15 protein-coding genes and 5 tRNA genes are annotated in these 15,318 nt (G+C 71.3%); 6 read left to right on the plus strand and 14 right to left on the minus strand.

All coding sequences use genetic code 11. The annotated features are described in order from the left end of the window. The first annotated feature begins 128 nt into the window (after nt 1–128). Nucleotides 129–767 (plus strand): 2-phospho-L-lactate guanylyltransferase, encoded by a 639-nt coding sequence (gene cofC / locus ACZ56V_RS33665; protein WP_398914763.1) that lies wholly within the window; start codon nt 129–131, stop codon nt 765–767. Nucleotides 768–776: 9 nt separating this feature from the next. After that, the gene (locus tag ACZ56V_RS33670) at nt 777–998 is read left to right on the plus strand and encodes a hypothetical protein (RefSeq protein WP_468947422.1); all 222 of its coding nucleotides are present in this window, start codon (nt 777–779) and stop codon (nt 996–998) included. A 116-nt stretch (nt 999–1,114) separates the two neighbouring features. Here the strand turns inward: ACZ56V_RS33670 and ACZ56V_RS33675 are convergent, their stop codons facing one another. From ACZ56V_RS33675 to leuC, 4 genes are all read right to left on the minus strand, one after another. Further along, nucleotides 1,115–1,771, minus strand: coding sequence for an HU family DNA-binding protein (locus ACZ56V_RS33675; RefSeq protein WP_076976489.1), 657 nt, complete (start codon nt 1,769–1,771; stop codon nt 1,115–1,117). A 137-nt stretch (nt 1,772–1,908) separates the two neighbouring features. Next, a complete protein-coding gene (locus tag ACZ56V_RS33680; protein WP_052838413.1) occupies nt 1,909–2,139 on the minus strand; it encodes an SCO5555 family protein in 231 nt (76 codons plus the stop codon). A 286-nt stretch (nt 2,140–2,425) separates the two neighbouring features. Then, nucleotides 2,426–3,019 carry a 3-isopropylmalate dehydratase small subunit gene (gene leuD / locus ACZ56V_RS33685; protein WP_468947424.1) on the minus strand — a complete coding sequence of 198 codons (594 nt, stop codon included), beginning with the start codon at nt 3,017–3,019 and terminating at the stop codon, nt 2,426–2,428. Nucleotides 3,020–3,024: 5 nt separating this feature from the next. After that, nucleotides 3,025–4,455, minus strand: a complete 1,431-nt coding sequence (leuC, locus tag ACZ56V_RS33690) for a 3-isopropylmalate dehydratase large subunit (protein ID WP_356365614.1) — start codon at nt 4,453–4,455, stop codon at nt 3,025–3,027. 197 nt (nt 4,456–4,652) lie between these two features. On the opposite strand from leuC, the gene ndgR reads away from it, so the two are divergent. Continuing rightward, nucleotides 4,653–5,369 (plus strand): IclR family transcriptional regulator NdgR, encoded by a 717-nt coding sequence (gene ndgR, locus ACZ56V_RS33695; RefSeq protein ID WP_011030305.1) that lies wholly within the window; start codon nt 4,653–4,655, stop codon nt 5,367–5,369. Nucleotides 5,370–5,436: 67 nt separating this feature from the next. Here ndgR and ACZ56V_RS33700 read toward each other — a convergent pair whose 3' ends face one another. Next, nucleotides 5,437–5,664 (minus strand): hypothetical protein, encoded by a 228-nt coding sequence (locus tag ACZ56V_RS33700; RefSeq protein WP_468947426.1) that lies wholly within the window; start codon nt 5,662–5,664, stop codon nt 5,437–5,439. Between ACZ56V_RS33700 and ACZ56V_RS33705 the strand changes: the two genes are divergently transcribed. Then, the gene (locus tag ACZ56V_RS33705) at nt 5,560–6,141 is read left to right on the plus strand and encodes a MerR family transcriptional regulator (protein ID WP_468947506.1); all 582 of its coding nucleotides are present in this window, start codon (nt 5,560–5,562) and stop codon (nt 6,139–6,141) included. The genes ACZ56V_RS33700 and ACZ56V_RS33705 overlap by 105 nt on opposite strands. Before the next feature lie 58 nt (nt 6,142–6,199). Here the strand turns inward: ACZ56V_RS33705 and ACZ56V_RS33710 are convergent. The 9 genes from ACZ56V_RS33710 to ACZ56V_RS33750 form a co-directional block, all read right to left on the minus strand. Further along, nucleotides 6,200–6,272: transfer RNA gene (locus ACZ56V_RS33710), tRNA-Glu, on the minus strand. Nucleotides 6,273–6,316: 44 nt separating this feature from the next. Continuing rightward, nucleotides 6,317–6,388, minus strand: a tRNA-Gln gene (locus ACZ56V_RS33715). A 20-nt stretch (nt 6,389–6,408) separates the two neighbouring features. Next, nucleotides 6,409–6,481, minus strand: a tRNA-Glu gene (locus tag ACZ56V_RS33720). A gap of 62 nt (nt 6,482–6,543) precedes the next feature. Continuing rightward, a tRNA-Glu gene (locus ACZ56V_RS33725) sits at nt 6,544–6,616 on the minus strand. A gap of 22 nt (nt 6,617–6,638) precedes the next feature. Beyond that, a tRNA-Gln gene (locus ACZ56V_RS33730) sits at nt 6,639–6,710 on the minus strand. A 92-nt stretch (nt 6,711–6,802) separates the two neighbouring features. After that, nucleotides 6,803–7,537 carry an HAD family hydrolase gene (locus ACZ56V_RS33735; RefSeq protein WP_356365609.1) on the minus strand — a complete coding sequence of 245 codons (735 nt, stop codon included), beginning with the start codon at nt 7,535–7,537 and terminating at the stop codon, nt 6,803–6,805. Between the two features lie 100 nt (nt 7,538–7,637). Beyond that, nucleotides 7,638–9,122: a glutamate--tRNA ligase gene (gltX, locus tag ACZ56V_RS33740; RefSeq protein ID WP_467383579.1), complete on the minus strand. Its 1,485-nt coding sequence runs from the start codon at nt 9,120–9,122 to the stop codon at nt 7,638–7,640. Next, the gene (locus ACZ56V_RS33745; RefSeq protein WP_356367570.1) at nt 9,115–9,900 is read right to left on the minus strand and encodes a fumarylacetoacetate hydrolase family protein; all 786 of its coding nucleotides are present in this window, start codon (nt 9,898–9,900) and stop codon (nt 9,115–9,117) included. Before ACZ56V_RS33745 ends, gltX begins: the two co-directional genes overlap by 8 nt. A 207-nt stretch (nt 9,901–10,107) precedes the next feature. Next, complete coding sequence (locus tag ACZ56V_RS33750; RefSeq protein ID WP_356367568.1) at nt 10,108–10,296, minus strand: hypothetical protein; 189 nt, start codon at nt 10,294–10,296, stop codon at nt 10,108–10,110. 602 nt (nt 10,297–10,898) lie between these two features. Between ACZ56V_RS33750 and ACZ56V_RS33755 the strand changes: the two genes are divergently transcribed. Both ACZ56V_RS33755 and ACZ56V_RS33760 read left to right on the plus strand, forming a co-directional pair. Next, on the plus strand, nt 10,899–14,882 hold the full coding sequence (locus ACZ56V_RS33755; RefSeq protein ID WP_468947429.1) for a nitrate- and nitrite sensing domain-containing protein: 3,984 nt from the start codon (nt 10,899–10,901) through the stop codon (nt 14,880–14,882). A 9-nt stretch (nt 14,883–14,891) separates the two neighbouring features. Beyond that, complete coding sequence (locus ACZ56V_RS33760) at nt 14,892–15,305, plus strand: roadblock/LC7 domain-containing protein (RefSeq protein WP_003973453.1); 414 nt, start codon at nt 14,892–14,894, stop codon at nt 15,303–15,305. The last annotated feature ends 13 nt before the right edge of the window (nt 15,306–15,318 follow it).

The raw sequence follows: 15,318 nt of genomic DNA on the forward strand, positions 1-15,318 counted from the left end.
CCAGGGCCTGGGGCCGGACAAGTGTCGCCCCGGGCCGTCCGTCTGTCGAGAACACCGTACGCCCCGAAGAGTGAACCGCCAGGTCTCGCAGGTGACAATGACGGCGACGAGAGAAGGACGGAACGCTCGTGCAGTGGACCTTGGTCGTACCCGTGAAGCCCCTTGCCCGGGCCAAGAGCAGGCTGTCGGACACCGCGGACGACGGGGTGCGGCCGGGACTCGCGCTGGCGTTCGCACAGGACACCGTGGCAGCCGCGCTGGCCTGCCCGGCGGTCGTGGATGTGGCAGTCGTCACGGACGACACGCGGGCCGGACGGGAGCTGGCGGCGCTCGGCGCGGTCATCGTCGCGGACGAGCCGGGCGGCGGTCTGAACGCCGCGCTGGCGCACGGTGCGGCCGTGGTACGGGCGGCCCGGCCCAAAAGCCCGGTGGCCGCGCTCAACGCCGATCTCCCCGCACTGCGGCCTGCCGAATTGGCGCGGGTACTGGCCGCGGCCGCGCAATTCCCACGTGCCTTTCTCCCGGACGCGGCCGGAATCGGCACCACCTTGCTGGCCGCGCTGCCGGGCCACGAATTGGCCCCCGCATTCGGCACGGATTCACGGGCCCGCCACCGGGCGTCCGGCGCGGTGGAACTGCGTCCCGGCGCGGTGGATTCCGTACGGCAGGACGTCGACACCGGCGGTGATCTCCGCACCGCGCTGACGCTCGGGGTGGGGCCCCGTACGGCCGCGGTGGCGGCGCGGCTGCTGATCGCCGGGCAGTAGGCTGCCGGCATGCAGGCGACCGCGTACACATACGACCCCGAAAGCCGCAGCGGGCAGGTGCTGCTCGACGACGGCACGCCCCTGCCCTTCGACGCGGCGGCCTTCGACGCGGGGGGCCTGCGGCTGCTGCGGCCCGGGCAGCGGGTGCGGATCGAGACCGAGGACACGGAAGCGGGCGCGGACACGGGCGCGAGCCGCCGGATCACGCTGGTGACGCTGCAGACGTTCTGAACCGGGGGCTTGCCGCCGGACCCGGACACGCCGCGGGCCGGACTCCCGAGGGAGTCCGGCCCGGCGCGTGAGTGCCCTGTGCCCGTTCGCCCGCTGCCGCGGGTTCCGCCTGCTTGCTACTTCTTGCGGGCGGTGGCCTTCTTGGCGGTGGTCTTGCGGGCCGTCGACTTCTTGGCCGGGGCCTTCTTGGCGGTCGCCTTCTTCGCGGGGGCCTTCTTGGCGGCGGTCTTCTTCGCGGCCGCCGTGGTGGTCTTGGCCGCGGACTTCTTGGCGGTGGTCTTCTTCGCCGTCGTCTTCGCCGCTCCGGTGGTCTTCTTCGCGGTGGTCTTCTTCGCCGCCGCGGACGTCTTCTTGGCCGCGCCCGTGGTCTTCTTCGCGGCGCCCGTGGTCTTCTTCGCGGCGGCCTTCTTGCCCGCGGCCTTGGAGATGGTGGGCGGCGGGCCGGACAGGCTGCCCTTGGGGGCCTTCTTGACCGCGATGTCGTTCTTCGGAAGCTTCTTCGAGCCGCTCACCAGGTCCTTGAAGCCCTGGCCCGCGCGGAAGCGCGGCACGGAGGTCTTCTTGACCCGAACCCGCTCGCCCGTCTGAGGGTTGCGGGCGTAGCGGGCGGGACGGTCGACCTTCTCGAAGGAACCGAAGCCGGTGACCGAGACCCGGTCGCCCGCGACGACGGCACGGACGAGGGCGTCCAGGACCGCGTCGACAGCGTCGGCGGCCTGCTGCCGACCGCCCAGCTTGTCGGCAATCGCTTCTACGAGCTGCGCCTTGTTCACGTCTTCCCCTTCGGAGACATCGCCAGAACGAATGTGTTCAAGCTTTTTCGCACGTTAGGCAGATATATACCGCAAATCAAACACGAAACGGGCTAATCACCCTTGTGCCGCAACGGACTCGGGCCGCCCTGGCCGGTTCAGCCTTCCTCTTCGGGGAATCGACCCGCGTCGAGGTCGGCGGTGAACCGATCCAGCCGCCTTGCCGCACCGGCGAGATCGTGTTTGGCCGCGGCCGTAATGACCAGCAGCTTCCGGGTCAGCGCCATCCGTACGCCCTCCGGGACTTGCAGTGCGCGCACTCTTGTGTGCGCTTCCTTGAGCCGGACCGCGACCGCCGTATAGAGCTCGAGTTGGCCGTCGTGTTCCATGCACAGATTGTGCCATCTGGGGCGAGTTGTCGCCTGCGCAGGGGGCAACTGCCGCCTCGAACGGCCTTCCTGACGCACTCGGAAGCCGGTCCTCCATCACCTGCGTACCCCGGCAACCACGCCTCTAACGTGGGAAGTTGTGCGTCACATCGGTCTCGGGCGGGCGCGGACGGAATGAAAAACGGCCGTACCCCCGATCGGGCTGATCGGGGGTACGGCGGGGATGTCGGGTGGCCGAAACTCGACCTTGCGGAGCCCCGGGGAGGCTCGCGCGGGCTCCGGGTGATCAGACCTGGACGGTCTGCGGCTTGAACGAGGGGCGCTTCGCCTCGTACGCGGCGATGTCCGCCTCGTTCTGGAGGGTGATCGAGATGTCGTCCAGCCCGTTCAGCAGCCGCCAGCGGGAGTTCTCGTCCAGCTCGAAGGAGGCCGTGACGCCGTCGGCGCGGACCTCGCGGGCCTCCAGGTCGACGGTGATCTCGGCCTGCGGGTCCCGCTCCACCAGCTCCCACAGCGCGTCCACGATTTCCTGGTCGAGGACCACCGTGAGCAGGCCGTTCTTCAGCGAGTTGCCCCGGAAGATGTCGGCGAAGCGGGAGGAGATCACGGTCTTGAAGCCGTAGTTCTGCAGGGCCCAGACGGCGTGCTCGCGGGAGGAGCCGGTACCGAAGTCGGGGCCGGCGACCAGGACGGTGGCACCCTCGCGCTCGGGCCGGTTGAGCACGAACTCCGGGTCCTTGCGCCAGGCCTCGAAGAGCCCGTCCTCGAACCCGTCCCGGGTCACCTTCTTGAGCCAGTGGGCGGGGATGATCTGGTCGGTGTCGACGTTGCTGCGGCGCAGCGGGACGGCCCGGCCGGTGTGCTTGACGAACGCTTCCATGACTCTCAGACTCCAGCGGGCGTGGGGACGTCGGCGGCGGACAGGTCGGCCGGGGAGGCCAGGTGGCCCAGGACCGCCGTCGCGGCCGCGACCTGCGGTGACACCAGGTGGGTGCGGCCGCCCTTGCCCTGGCGTCCCTCGAAGTTGCGGTTGGAGGTGGACGCGGAGCGCTCACCGGGGGCCAGCTGGTCCGGGTTCATGCCCAGGCACATCGAGCAGCCCGCGTGCCGCCATTCGGCGCCGGCCTCCTTGAAGACCACGTCCAGGCCCTCGGAGACGGCCTGCAGACCGACCCGCGCGGAGCCCGGCACGACCAGCATGCGTACGCCGTCGGCGACTTTGCGGTCCCGGACGATCTCGGCGGCGGCGCGCAGGTCCTCGATGCGGCCGTTGGTGCAGGAACCTACGAAGACGGTGTCCACCTTGATGGAGCGCAGCGGCTGCCCCGCCTCCAAGCCCATGTACTCCAGGGCCTTTTCGGCGGCGAAGCGCTCCGAGGCGTCTTCGTAGGAAGCCGGGTCGGGGACGGCGGCGGAAAGCGGCGCGCCCTGGCCGGGGTTGGTGCCCCAGGTGACGAACGGCGCCAGCTCGGCGGCCTCGATGACCACCTCGGCGTCGAACTCGGCGTCGTCGTCCGTACGCAGCGTCTTCCAGTACGCGACCGCCGCGTCCCAGTCGGCGCCCTCGGGGGCGTGCGGGCGGCCCTGGAGGTAGGCGAAGGTGGTCTCGTCGGGGGCGATCATGCCCGCGCGGGCGCCGGCCTCGATCGACATGTTGCAGATGGTCATCCGGGCCTCCATCGAGAGCTTCTCGATGGCCTCGCCGCGGTACTCCAGGATGTAGCCCTGGCCGCCGCCGGTGCCGATCCTCGCGATGATCGCCAAAATCAGGTCCTTGGCCGTCACGCCGTCGGGCAGTTCGCCGTTGACCGTGATCGCCATGGTCTTCGGGCGGGCCATGGGCAGCGTCTGGGTGGCCAGCACGTGCTCGACCTGGGAGGTGCCGATGCCGAACGCCAGCGCGCCGAAGGCGCCGTGCGTCGAGGTGTGCGAGTCGCCGCAGACCACGGTGGTGCCCGGCTGGGTCAGGCCCAGCTGCGGGCCGACGACGTGCACGACGCCCTGCTCGACGTCGCCCAGCGGGTGCAGCCGTACGCCGAAGTCCGCGCAGTTCTTGCGCAGCGTCTCCAGCTGGGCCCGGGAGACCGGGTCCGCGATGGGCTTGTCGATGTCGAGCGTCGGGGTGTTGTGGTCCTCGGTGGCGATGGTCAGGTCGAGCCGCCGCACCGGGCGGCCGCTCTTGCGGAGGCCGTCGAAGGCCTGCGGGCTGGTCACCTCGTGCAGCAGGTGCAGATCGATGAAGAGGAGGTCGGGCTCGCCCTCGGCGCGCCGGACGACGTGGTCGTCCCAGACCTTCTCCGCGAGTGTCCTACCCATCGCTTTCCCTTCGGTCGGCGACGAGGCGCCGACCCAACTAGAGATCTTGGGGAAGCGGTGCCCGCACCCCTGTGTTTCCGGGCAACCGCCACCAGGCCCTCTCGTCACGGGCCGTTGTGACTTCCTGCCGTCCAGGGTGGCGCGTTCCATGGAAAATTGAACTTGCGTTTCACAGAGTGAGACGGGAGTATCGTGTCATGGACAACAGTAGCGGCGTCGGCGTTCTCGACAAGGCGGCCCTCGTCTTGAGCGCTCTGGAGTCCGGCCCGGCCACCCTCGCGGGGTTGGTCGGTGCGACCGGACTGGCACGACCCACGGCCCACCGCCTGGCCGTGGCGCTGGAACACCACCGTATGGTGGCGCGCGACATGCAGGGCCGTTTCATCCTCGGCCCGCGCCTGGCCGAGCTGGCCGCGGCGGCCGGCGAGGACCGCCTGCTCGCCACCGCGGGCCCGGTCCTCACCCACCTGCGCGACGTCACCGGCGAGAGCGCCCAGCTCTACCGCCGTCAGGGCGACATGCGCATCTGCGTGGCCGCGGCCGAGCGCCTGTCGGGCCTTCGGGACACCGTCCCGGTCGGCTCCACGCTCACCATGAAGGCCGGTTCCTCGGCGCAGATCCTGATGGCCTGGGAGGAGCCGGAGCGCCTCCACCGCGGTCTCCAGGGCGCCCGCTTCACGGCGACCGCGCTGTCCGGAGTGCGCCGCCGGGGCTGGGCCCAGTCCATCGGCGAGCGGGAGCCCGGCGTCGCGTCCGTCTCCGCGCCGGTGCGCGGCCCGTCCAACCGCGTGGTGGCCGCCGTGTCCGTCTCGGGGCCCATCGAGCGCCTCACCCGCCACCCCGGCCGTATGCACGCGCAGGCGATCATCGACGCCGCCGGCCGCCTCTCCGAAGCGCTGCGCCGCAACGGCTGATCCTCGCAGGACACCTCTGACCGGCCAACGGGCCCGCCTCAACGCCGCGGCGGGTCCCGCGCCGTCCTCAGGCCCCGGGGGCTTTCTCCGGCATCCTCTCCGGGGCGACGGCCCCCTTGTCCGCCCGCTCCCCCACGGTCTCCCCCGCCGCCTCCTGCGCGCTCTTCCGCGACCGGTGCGCGAAGCGGTCCTGCGCGCGCCTGCCCCGCCGTTCGAGCGGCACCCGTCCGTGCGCCGCCGCGAGCCCGAAGGGCGGCATGTCCGCGTAGATCGACTCGTACGACCCCTCGGGCACGACGTACGCCTCGTGCCACAGCCCCACGTGCCCGCGCACCGCGCCCTTGCGCTCCTGCTGGGGCGCACCATCCGGCTGGGGGCCGCCCTGTGGGCGCTGCCGCAGGACGCCGAGCCGGACGACGCGGACCCGGCGGTGGCAGCCGCGCGCGCCGAGGCGGACCGGCTGCTCGAGCTGCTGGGCTGGGAGACCTCCCGGGAGTTGGCACCGCTCTCCCCCGTGCACCGCTCCCTGGTGGTGGCGGTGGCCGCACTGCGCCGCCCCGGCTATCCGTGGGACGCGGAAGTGATGGCGCCGTACGGCGAGTTGATGCTGGAGGTGGCCCGGCGGGACCTGGACTTCATGGAGACCCACGCCTCGGAGGCGGAGAAGGTCGAGATGGCGGTCGCGGCGGCGGTGCTCTTCCAGCCGGTGCTGCGGGCCCTGCACCGGCTGGCGCAGGAGGAGGAGTCGGCGCGGCGGTACGGCATCGAGTAGGCGTCGGGGAACGCCGAAGGGGGCTCCCGCCTCAGCGGAAGCCCCCTTGGGACTCGCGTACCCCCGACCGGATTCGAACCGGCGCTACCGCCTTGAGAGGGCGGCGTGCTAGGCCGCTACACAACGGGGGCGTGGATCTTGCAGGCGTTCAATGCTGCATCGCCGCAGATCCGAGCTGGTCTACCAGGACTCGAACCTAGACTAACTGAACCAGAATCAGTCGTGCTGCCAATTACACCATAGACCAATGTGGTTTAGACCAGTTCGTACCCCCGACCGGATTCGAACCGGCGCTACCGCCTTGAGAGGGCGGCGTGCTAGGCCGCTACACAACGGGGGCCCTAGCGATCCTGCATCGAGGACAGTGGGAGCGACCCGAACTGTCCTCGCGGGAAGGATCTGTACCCCCGACCGGATTCGAACCGGCGCTACTGCCTTGAGAGGGCAGCGTGCTAGGCCGCTACACAACGGGGGCTTTGCAGATATAGCTCTGCGAGCTGGCCTACCAGGACTCGAACCTAGACTAACTGAACCAGAATCAGTCGTGCTGCCAATTACACCATAGGCCACTGGAACGCAAGCCCCGAAGGGGTTCTTGTTCTAGCGTTGCGCTTCCGGTTCCCGGCCCTTCGGCCCGCTCTCCGGCGGCGCAGGAAGAACATTACCCGAAGGTGGACGGGGCTCCAAAACGGGTATCGCCGCCGAGGAGCGCGGGAAGTTCGGCGAGCGAGGCGATCCGGCGCGGTCCGGCCGGCGGGTCGACGGTGGCGTACACGCCGCCGCGGTCGATCCACACGGAGAGCAGCCCGGCGTCGGCGGCGCCGCGTCCGTCGATCTCCGGGTGGTCGCCCACGTAGGCGACCTCGTCCGGACCGAGGGCGAGCGCGTCGCAGGCCGCGAGGAAGGCCCCGGCCTCCGGCTTGGAGACGCCCAGCTCGGCGGCGCACAGGATGGCCTCGAAGCGGTCGTGCACGCCGAGGACGCGCAGCTTGCGGTCCTGGACGGTGAGGCTGGAGTTGGAGAGCACGGCGTGCCGGTGGCTGTCGGCGAGGGCGTCCAGGACGGGCATCACGTCCGGGAAGAGGGACCAGGCGGCCTCGTAGTGCGTGACGTACCGCTGGAACCAGTCGTCGGCCTCGGCGTCCGTCAGCTCCGGCCGGCCCAGGAAGACCCGGGTGCGGTCGCGCCGCTGTGTGACGAAGTCCACCTCGCCCGCCGAGAAACGCGCCCACTGCTGGTCGGTGATCTCCCGCCAGCGCACGAGGGCCTCGTCGGCCGACCCGTACCCGGCGAGCAGCCCCTCGGCGACCAGATGGGCGCGCATGCCCTCGCGGTCGGCGGTGGTGTAGTCGAAGAGGGTGTCGTCGACGTCCCAGACCACGGCGCGGATGCTCATGATCCGACGGTAACGCCGGGACACCGGCCGTGTCCGCCGTACGCCCGAGGGGCGGCCCCGGGAAGTCCGGGAGCCGCCCCTCGGGCGCGAGTGCGTGCGGCTACGCCGCCAGCCGCGCCAGCGCCGCGTCGATCCTGGCCAGCGCCTTCTCCTTGCCCAGGACCTCCAGGGACTCGAAGAGGGGCAGGCCGACCGTGCGGCCGGTGACGGCGACGCGGACGGGGGCCTGGGCCTTGCCGAGCTTGAGGCCGTGGGCCTCGCCGGCGGCCAGGACGGCCTCCTTGAGGGACTCCGGGGAGGTCCAGTCGGCGGCGTCCAGCCTCTCGCGGGCCGTGCGCAGCAGGGCGTCCGAGCCCTCCTTCATCGCCTTGGTCCAGCTCGCCTCGTCGAAGACCGGCTCCGGCAGGAAGAGGAAGTCGACGTTGTCGGTGATCTCGGAGAGGACCTTCAGGCGGGTCTGCGCGTGCGGCGCGATCGCCTGCCACTTGGCCTCGTCGAAGTCCTCGGGCGCCCAGGGGGCGGCGGGGGCCTTCAGCCAGGGGCGGCAGCGCTCGGTGAAGTCCTTGACCTCGAGCAGCCGGATGTGGTCGCCGTTGATCGCCTCGCACTTCTTCAGGTCGAAGCGCGCCGGGTTGGGCTGCACGTCGGAGACGTCGAAGGCCGCGACCATCTCCTCGACCGTGAAGATGTCCTGGTCGGCGGAGAGCGACCAGCCGAGGAGGGAGAGGTAGTTGAGCAGTCCCTCGGGGAGGAAGCCGCGCTCGCGGTAGAGATTGAGGCTCGACTGCGGGTCGCGCTTGGACAGCTTCTTGTTGCCCTCGCCCATGACGTACGGGAGGTGGCCGAAGGCGGGGATCTCCTTGGCGACGCCCAGCTCGATCAGCGCCTTGTACAGGGCGATCTGCCGCGGGGTGGAGGAGAGCAGGTCCTCGCCGCGCAGGACGTGGGTGATCTCCATCAGGGCGTCGTCGACCGGGTTGACCAGCGTGTAGAGGGGCGCCCCGTTGGCGCGGACGATGCCGTAGTCCGGGACGTTCTCCGGGAGGTAGGTGATCTCTCCGCGGACCAGGTCCGTGAAGGTGATCGCCTCGTCGGGCATCCGGAAGCGGACGATGGGCTCCCGGCCCTGCGACACGTACTCCTCGACCTGGGCGGCGCTCAGCTCGCGGCAGTGGCCGTCGTAGCCGGAGGGCTTGCCGGCGGCGCGGGCGGCCTCGCGGCGGGTGTCCAGCTCCTCCTGGGAGCAGTAGCAGCGGTAGGCGTGGCCGGCGTCCAGGAGCTTGCCGGCGACGTCCCGGTAGATGTCCATGCGCTGCGACTGGCGGTACGGCGCGTGCGGACCGCCGACCTCGGGGCCCTCGTCCCAGTCGAAGCCCAGCCAGCGCATCGAGTCGAGCAGCTGGTCGTACGACTCCTCGGAGTCGCGGGCCGCGTCGGTGTCCTCGATGCGGAAGACCAGCGTGCCCTGGTGGTGGCGCGCGAAGGCCCAGTTGAACAGGGCGGTGCGGACCAGGCCCACGTGGGGGTTGCCGGTGGGGGACGGACAGAAACGGACGCGTACGGGGGAGCCGGGTGCGCTAGCCACGCTTGACAACCTTGTTGGTGAGAGTGCCGATGCCTTCGATGGTGACGGCGACCTCGTCGCCGACGTTGAGGGGGCCGACGCCGGCCGGGGTGCCCGTGAGAATCACGTCGCCGGGGAGCAGCGTCATCGCCTCGGAGATGTTGACGATCAGATCCGCGATGGAGTGGATCATCTCGCTGGTGCGGCCGAGCTGCCGCTGGCCCCCGTTGACCGTGAGCTGGATGGTCAGGTCGCCCGCGGTCGCGAGGTCGAGGTCCGTCTCCACCCAGGGGCCGAGCGGGCAGGAGGAGTCGAAGCCCTTGGCCCTGGCCCACTGCTTCTCGCGGCGCTGCACGTCGCGGGCGGTGACGTCGTTGGCGCAGGTGTAGCCGAAGATCACGTCCTGCACGCGCTCGCGCGGGACCTCGCGGCACATGCGGCCGATCACGACGGCCAGTTCGGCCTCGTGGTGCAGTTCCTCGCTGAAGGAGGGGTACTGGATGGCGTCGCCGGGGCCGATCACGGAGGTGGACGGCTTGAAGAAGGCGAACGGGGCGTCGGGCACCTCGTTGCCGAGTTCGCGGGCGTGCTCGGCGTAGTTGCGGCCGAAGGCGACGACCTTGTTGGGGAGTACCGGCGGCAGGAGCCGCACCTTGCTCAGGGGCACCTTGGTGCCGGAGAGCTCGTAGTCCGCGAACGGGATGCCCTTGATGATGTCGAGGACGAGCTGGTCCGGCTGGTCGCCCTCGACCGCGCCGAAGGCGACGTTCCCGTCGATGGAGAACCTGGCGATGCGCACGGGTTGCTTGGCCCCTTGACTGAGCTGGCTGGAGTCTGACGCTCCAGGCTAACGCGGCGGGCCTGCCCGGCGGATCAGGCCGAAGGAAAGACGCGGTGCCTCACCAGTGCAGATGGGCGTGCCACACCCCGCGTCTCCGGCATGATCCGCCGGGCAGGCCCTCAGGGGCGCGGGCAGCCGCTGAACGGTCTCCGGCTCGGTGCCGTACTACTCTGCGACCGACGCCGCGACCGGGGCCTCCATGAGGATCGTGCGGCGGGGGTTGGCGGTCTGGGCGGGGAGCTCGACGGCGTGCTCCGGCTGTTCCGGCGTCTGCAGTTCGTCGGCGCCCTCGAGGTGCGCCAGTGTCGTGCGTCGCGGGTTGGCGATCTTGTGGAACATCATCGTCGTCTTCACGGTTGTACGAGGCCCTGTCGTGTCCGGGCGCCCGAGGGGCGGCGAAAGCCCCTGCAAGGGCGCGGGTTGTCGGTTTTGCCTTCTCTGTAAAGCGTCAGGCTAAACACGCCATTCCCCGCCAACCGTGGGGGAGCCCACGATCCGAGTGTGAGTTTGCTCACTTATCAAGGGTCAAACCGGTCAATTGCGACGCCGATACCACTCGGACCAAACAGACATTGCACACCTGAAGCCATCATTCCGCTGCTGATCATGTCGACTGGGACACCCTTCACGCCTCGGCGACTCGCGTGCATACGTCCGCTTTACGGGTGATGATCTTCTACGGCTGGTGACCCGGCCCTCACGTGGTGTCACGTATCTCACGGCCTGCCCCACGGGCCTTGTTGGAGATCCTGCACTGTGCTGGAATTCCACGGACCGCCGCGGGATCGAGCCGGCGCACAGGGGGCGCACACCAGCGCCGAGCGGCGGCGAGAAGGGGGAACCAGCGCCGGTCACTCACGACCAACACAGGGGCGAATTCAGGGCGCCCCTTCGACGCCGACACCGTGCCCAGCCGTTCACGCGGACGGGCGCCTGGTCCAGAGGTTGCGACGCTAGTGCAGGGACGTTTCAAGAGGGATGGCAGCGCTTCGGCGGAGCCGGAGCCGCAGGGCGGGACTGGCCCCAAGGCCGTCAGCTCCTCGCCCCAGCACGCCCAGAACCCGGGCCAGACCCAGTCCGGCGACGGCGGCGAGCGCGCCGGTCAGGCGGCGGGCCCGTCCGCTCCCGGCCAGCAGCCGCCCACCAAGCCGGCCAAGGGCTCGACCGGCCCCGGCCCGCGAATAGCCCTGCGCAACTGGCGGATCTCCACCCGTCTGGTCTCGCTGCTGGCGCTTCCGGTGGTCGCGGCGACCTCGCTGGGCGCACTGCGCATCAACCAGTCGATGGACGACATCCAGCAGCTCGAGAACATGAAGCTGCTGACCGAGATGACCAAGCAGGCCACGGAGCTGGCCGCCGCGCTCCAGGAGGAGCGCGACCAGTCCGCCGGCCCGCTGGCCCACGGCTCGAAGTCCAGCGCGATCGCCGTCAAGGGCGACCGCGAGCAGACCGACCGGGCCCTGAAGAACTTCCTCGACAAGTCCGAGCAGATCGACGCGGCGAGCAAGGACGGCAAGCTCGTCGGCGTCCGGGACAGCCTCGTCGGCATCGCGAGCGACCTGAACGACCTGACCAAGGTCCGCAGCACGGCGTACACGGCCAACGACAACTCGACCCAGACCGTCGAGGCCTACCACCGCCTGATCACCCACCTGCTCGACCTCTCGCAGGACATGGCGGAGGCGACCAGCAACCCCGACATGATCCAGCGCACCCGCGCCCTGTCGGCCTTCTCCTCGGCCAAGGAGTACGCGTCGATCCAGCGCGCGGTCCTCGCCGCGGCGCTCCCGGCGAACAACACGGACAAGGGCGACCTCGCCGAGAACGACCGGCTGTACGCCCAGTCCGCGCTGCAGAGCCAGACCTCCGAGCTGCGCAGCTTCACCAGCATCTACGGCGAGGGCGCCGAGGACCTGCTCAAGCCGATCTCCGAGGGCAACCCGGTGATCGAGGCGTCCGACCAGTACGCGGGCCGCGCCCTCAGCAAGACCGACGGCCTGGCGGGTCTGAGGTCCCGGTCCTACCAGGACTGGCTGGACGACAGCTCCACCAAGATCCAGCAGATGAAGAACATCGAGCTGAAGCTGCTGGAGGACATGGAGCAGCAGGCCCGAGAGCTGCGCAACGAGTCCGAGCAAGAGGCCATCATCTCCGGTGTCCTCATCCTGCTCGTGCTCGGCGTCTCCCTGGTCGGCGCGTTCGTCGTGGCCCGGTCCATGATCCGCTCGCTGCGCCGCCTGGAGGACACCGCGACCAAGGTCGCCCAGGACCGCCTGCCCGAGCTGGTCAAGCAGCTCTCCGAGACCGACCCGCAGGACGTCGACACCTCGGTGGAGTCGGTCGGTGTGCACTCCCGGGACGAGATCGGCCGAGTGGCCGCGGCCTTCGACGACGTGCACCGCGAGGCGGTCCGCCTCGCCGCCGAGCAGGCCCTGCTGCGGGGCAACGTCAACGCGATGTTCACCAACCTCTCGCGCCGCTCCCAGGGCCTCATCCAGCGTCAGCTCTCGCTCATCTCCGAACTGGAGTCCCGCGAGGCCGACCCGGACCAGCTGTCCTCGCTGTTCAAGCTCGACCACCTCGCGACGCGCATGCGCCGTAACGGTGAGAACCTCCTCGTCCTCGCCGGTGAGGAGCCGGGCCGGCGCTGGACCCGCCCGGTCCCGCTGGTCGACGTGCTCCGTGCCGCCGCCTCCGAGGTGGAGCAGTACGAGCGCATCGAGCTGGCCTCCGTGCCGAGCACCGAGGTCGCCGGCCGCGTGGTCAACGACCTCGTGCACCTGCTCGCCGAGCTGCTGGAGAACGCGACCTCGTTCTCCTCGCCGCAGACCAAGGTCAAGGTCACCGGTCACGCGCTGCCCGACGGCCGGGTGCTGATCGAGATCCACGACACCGGCATCGGTCTCTCGCCGGAGGACCTGGCCGCGATCAACGAGCGGCTCGCCTCGCCGCCCACCGTGGACGTCTCCGTCTCCCGCCGCATGGGCCTGTTCGTGGTCGGCCGCCTCTCGCAGCGCCACGGCATCCGCATCCAGCTGCGTCCGTCCGACTCCGGCGGTACGACCGCGCTGGTCATGCTGCCCGTCGACGTCGCCCAGGGCGGCCGCAAGCCGCAGCCCAAGCAGGGCCAGCCCGGCTCGGGCAACGGCGGTCCGGCCGCCGCGCAGGCCGCCGCCGGTGTCGCGGCGGCCCGCCGCGGCGGACAGGGCGGCGGTGCCCTCGCGGGCGGCGGCGCCTTCGGCGGTGGCGGTGCCCTCGGCGCCGGTGCCCCGGGCGGCCGGCTCAGTGCCGGCCAGGGGCCGCGGGCCGCACTGCCCGGGCGCGACGCGGGTGGCCGACCGGGTGCGCCGGGTGGCCCGCGCGGGCCCCAGACCCCGGGCACCCCCACGGCTCCGGGCCAGCAGAACCGTCCGGCCCCGGCCGGCGCGGGAGCCGGTGCCGGTCAGGCGCCGGGCGCCCCGCAGGGCCTGCAGGCCGCGGGCATGAACGCGCCGCAGGGCAACGCGCCGGCCGGCAACGCCTCGCAGGGCCAGGACATGTTCGGCGGCACCCGCGCCCCCGCGGCGCCCCCGCAGCGCGCCAAGCGCGGCGGCAACGGCGACGCCGAGCAGGGCCGTCGTCCCCAGCTGCCGCCGCGCGGCGGTCCGCGGGCCGAGCTGCCCGGCGGCAACCCGCAGCCGCGGGTGCCCAGCTGGAGCGACGAGAACGCGCAGCCGCCCGTGCCGCGCGCCTCGCTGGACGCCCCGCGCGGTCACGACGAGCCGGACAGCTCCCGCACCGACCGGACGTCGCGCCTCGACGAGCGGCAGGGCCCTGGATCGACCGCGGAGATGCCGGCCGTGCCCCGGTTCGGCGAGCCGCAGTCCCCCGCCGCCACGGCCGAGTTCGCCCGCCCCGACTTCGACGCTCCGGCGCCCCGCCGTGACGAGTCGCAGGACACGGGCCAGTTCGCCCAGCCCGGCCAGAACCAGTACGACGGCCGGAACCAGTACGACGGCCGGAACCAGTACGAGGACCAGTACCGGCAGGACCAGTACGGACCGGGCCAGTACGGCCAGGGCCGGCCGGACCAGGGCCAGTACGACCAGGGCCGGTTCGGTCAGGACGCGCCGCAGAACGACCAGTTCGCACGGCCCGAGCCGGCCGCCCCGCAGCAGGGCGGCGGCCCGTTCGTCCGCTCGGACGTGTTCGGCGGGCAGCCCGCCCAGGCCGCCCCGAACGGTTCGGCCCCGGCCGACCGGTTCGCCGGCGCCCAGGGCTACGACAACGGCTCGACCGGGCGGCACGACCTGCCGGCCCGTCAGAACCCGGCGCCCACCGGACAGTTCGAGCGTCCTCAGGTGGGCGACACGCAGGGCGGGAACGACTTCGGCGCCCCGCGTCCGCCGGCCCCGCAGCGACCGGTCGCACCGGATCCCGTGACCCAGAACACCAACGGCACTCCCCCGCAGGGGCCGGGAGACGGATGGGCGCTGCCCCCGGCCACCGGTCCCGGTGACGGGCGTACGCCGCTGTACGACACGCTGGAGACCAACTGGTTCCACGGGGACCGCGAGTCGAGGGCGCCGCAGGACGCCCCGGCCGCGACCCCTGAGCCGCAGGCCGCCCAGCCCCAGACCCCGGCGGCCCCCCAGCGGCCGGCCACCTCCGCCTGGCGCAGCTCGCCGAACGACGACCTCGTCCGGCAGGCGGAGCGCGTCAGGCAGCCGGCCGCGGGCGGGGTCACCACCTCCGGCCTCCCGCGCCGGGTCCCCCGGGCCAACCTCGTCCCGGGGACGGCTCAGCAGCAGTCGCACCAGAGCGGTCCGGCGGTTTCGCGTGCGCCCGACGACGTGCGCGGCCGGCTGACCAATCTCCGTCGGGGAATCGCACAGGGCCGTCAGGCCGGTACCAACCAGACCGGCAGCTACCCGCGGCCCACTCACCAGCAGGAGCGTTAGTTGAGCCCGATGAGCCAGGCGGCACAGAACCTCAACTGGTTGATCACGAATTTCGTGGACAACACCCCAGGGGTGTCCCACACCGTCGTCGTGTCCGCCGACGGACTCCTCCTGGCGATGTCGGAGGGCTTCCCTCGCGACCGCGCCGACCAGCTCGCGGCCGTCGCCTCGGGGCTGACCTCACTGACGGCCGGGGCCTCCCGGATCTTCGAGGGCGGCAACGTGGCGCAGACGGTCGTGGAGATGGAGCGGGGGTTCCTCTTCCTCATGTCCGTCTCGGACGGCTCGTCCCTGGCCGTCCTCGCGCACCCGGAGTGCGACATCGGCCTCGTCGGCTACGAGATGGCGCTCCTGGTCGACCGCGCGGGCGCGGTCCTCACACCCGACCTGCGCGCCGAACTACAAGGCAGTCTGCTCCACTGATCGGCCCCGGCAC

The sequence above is a fragment of the Streptomyces sp. NPDC034099 genome, from assembly GCF_055575415.1.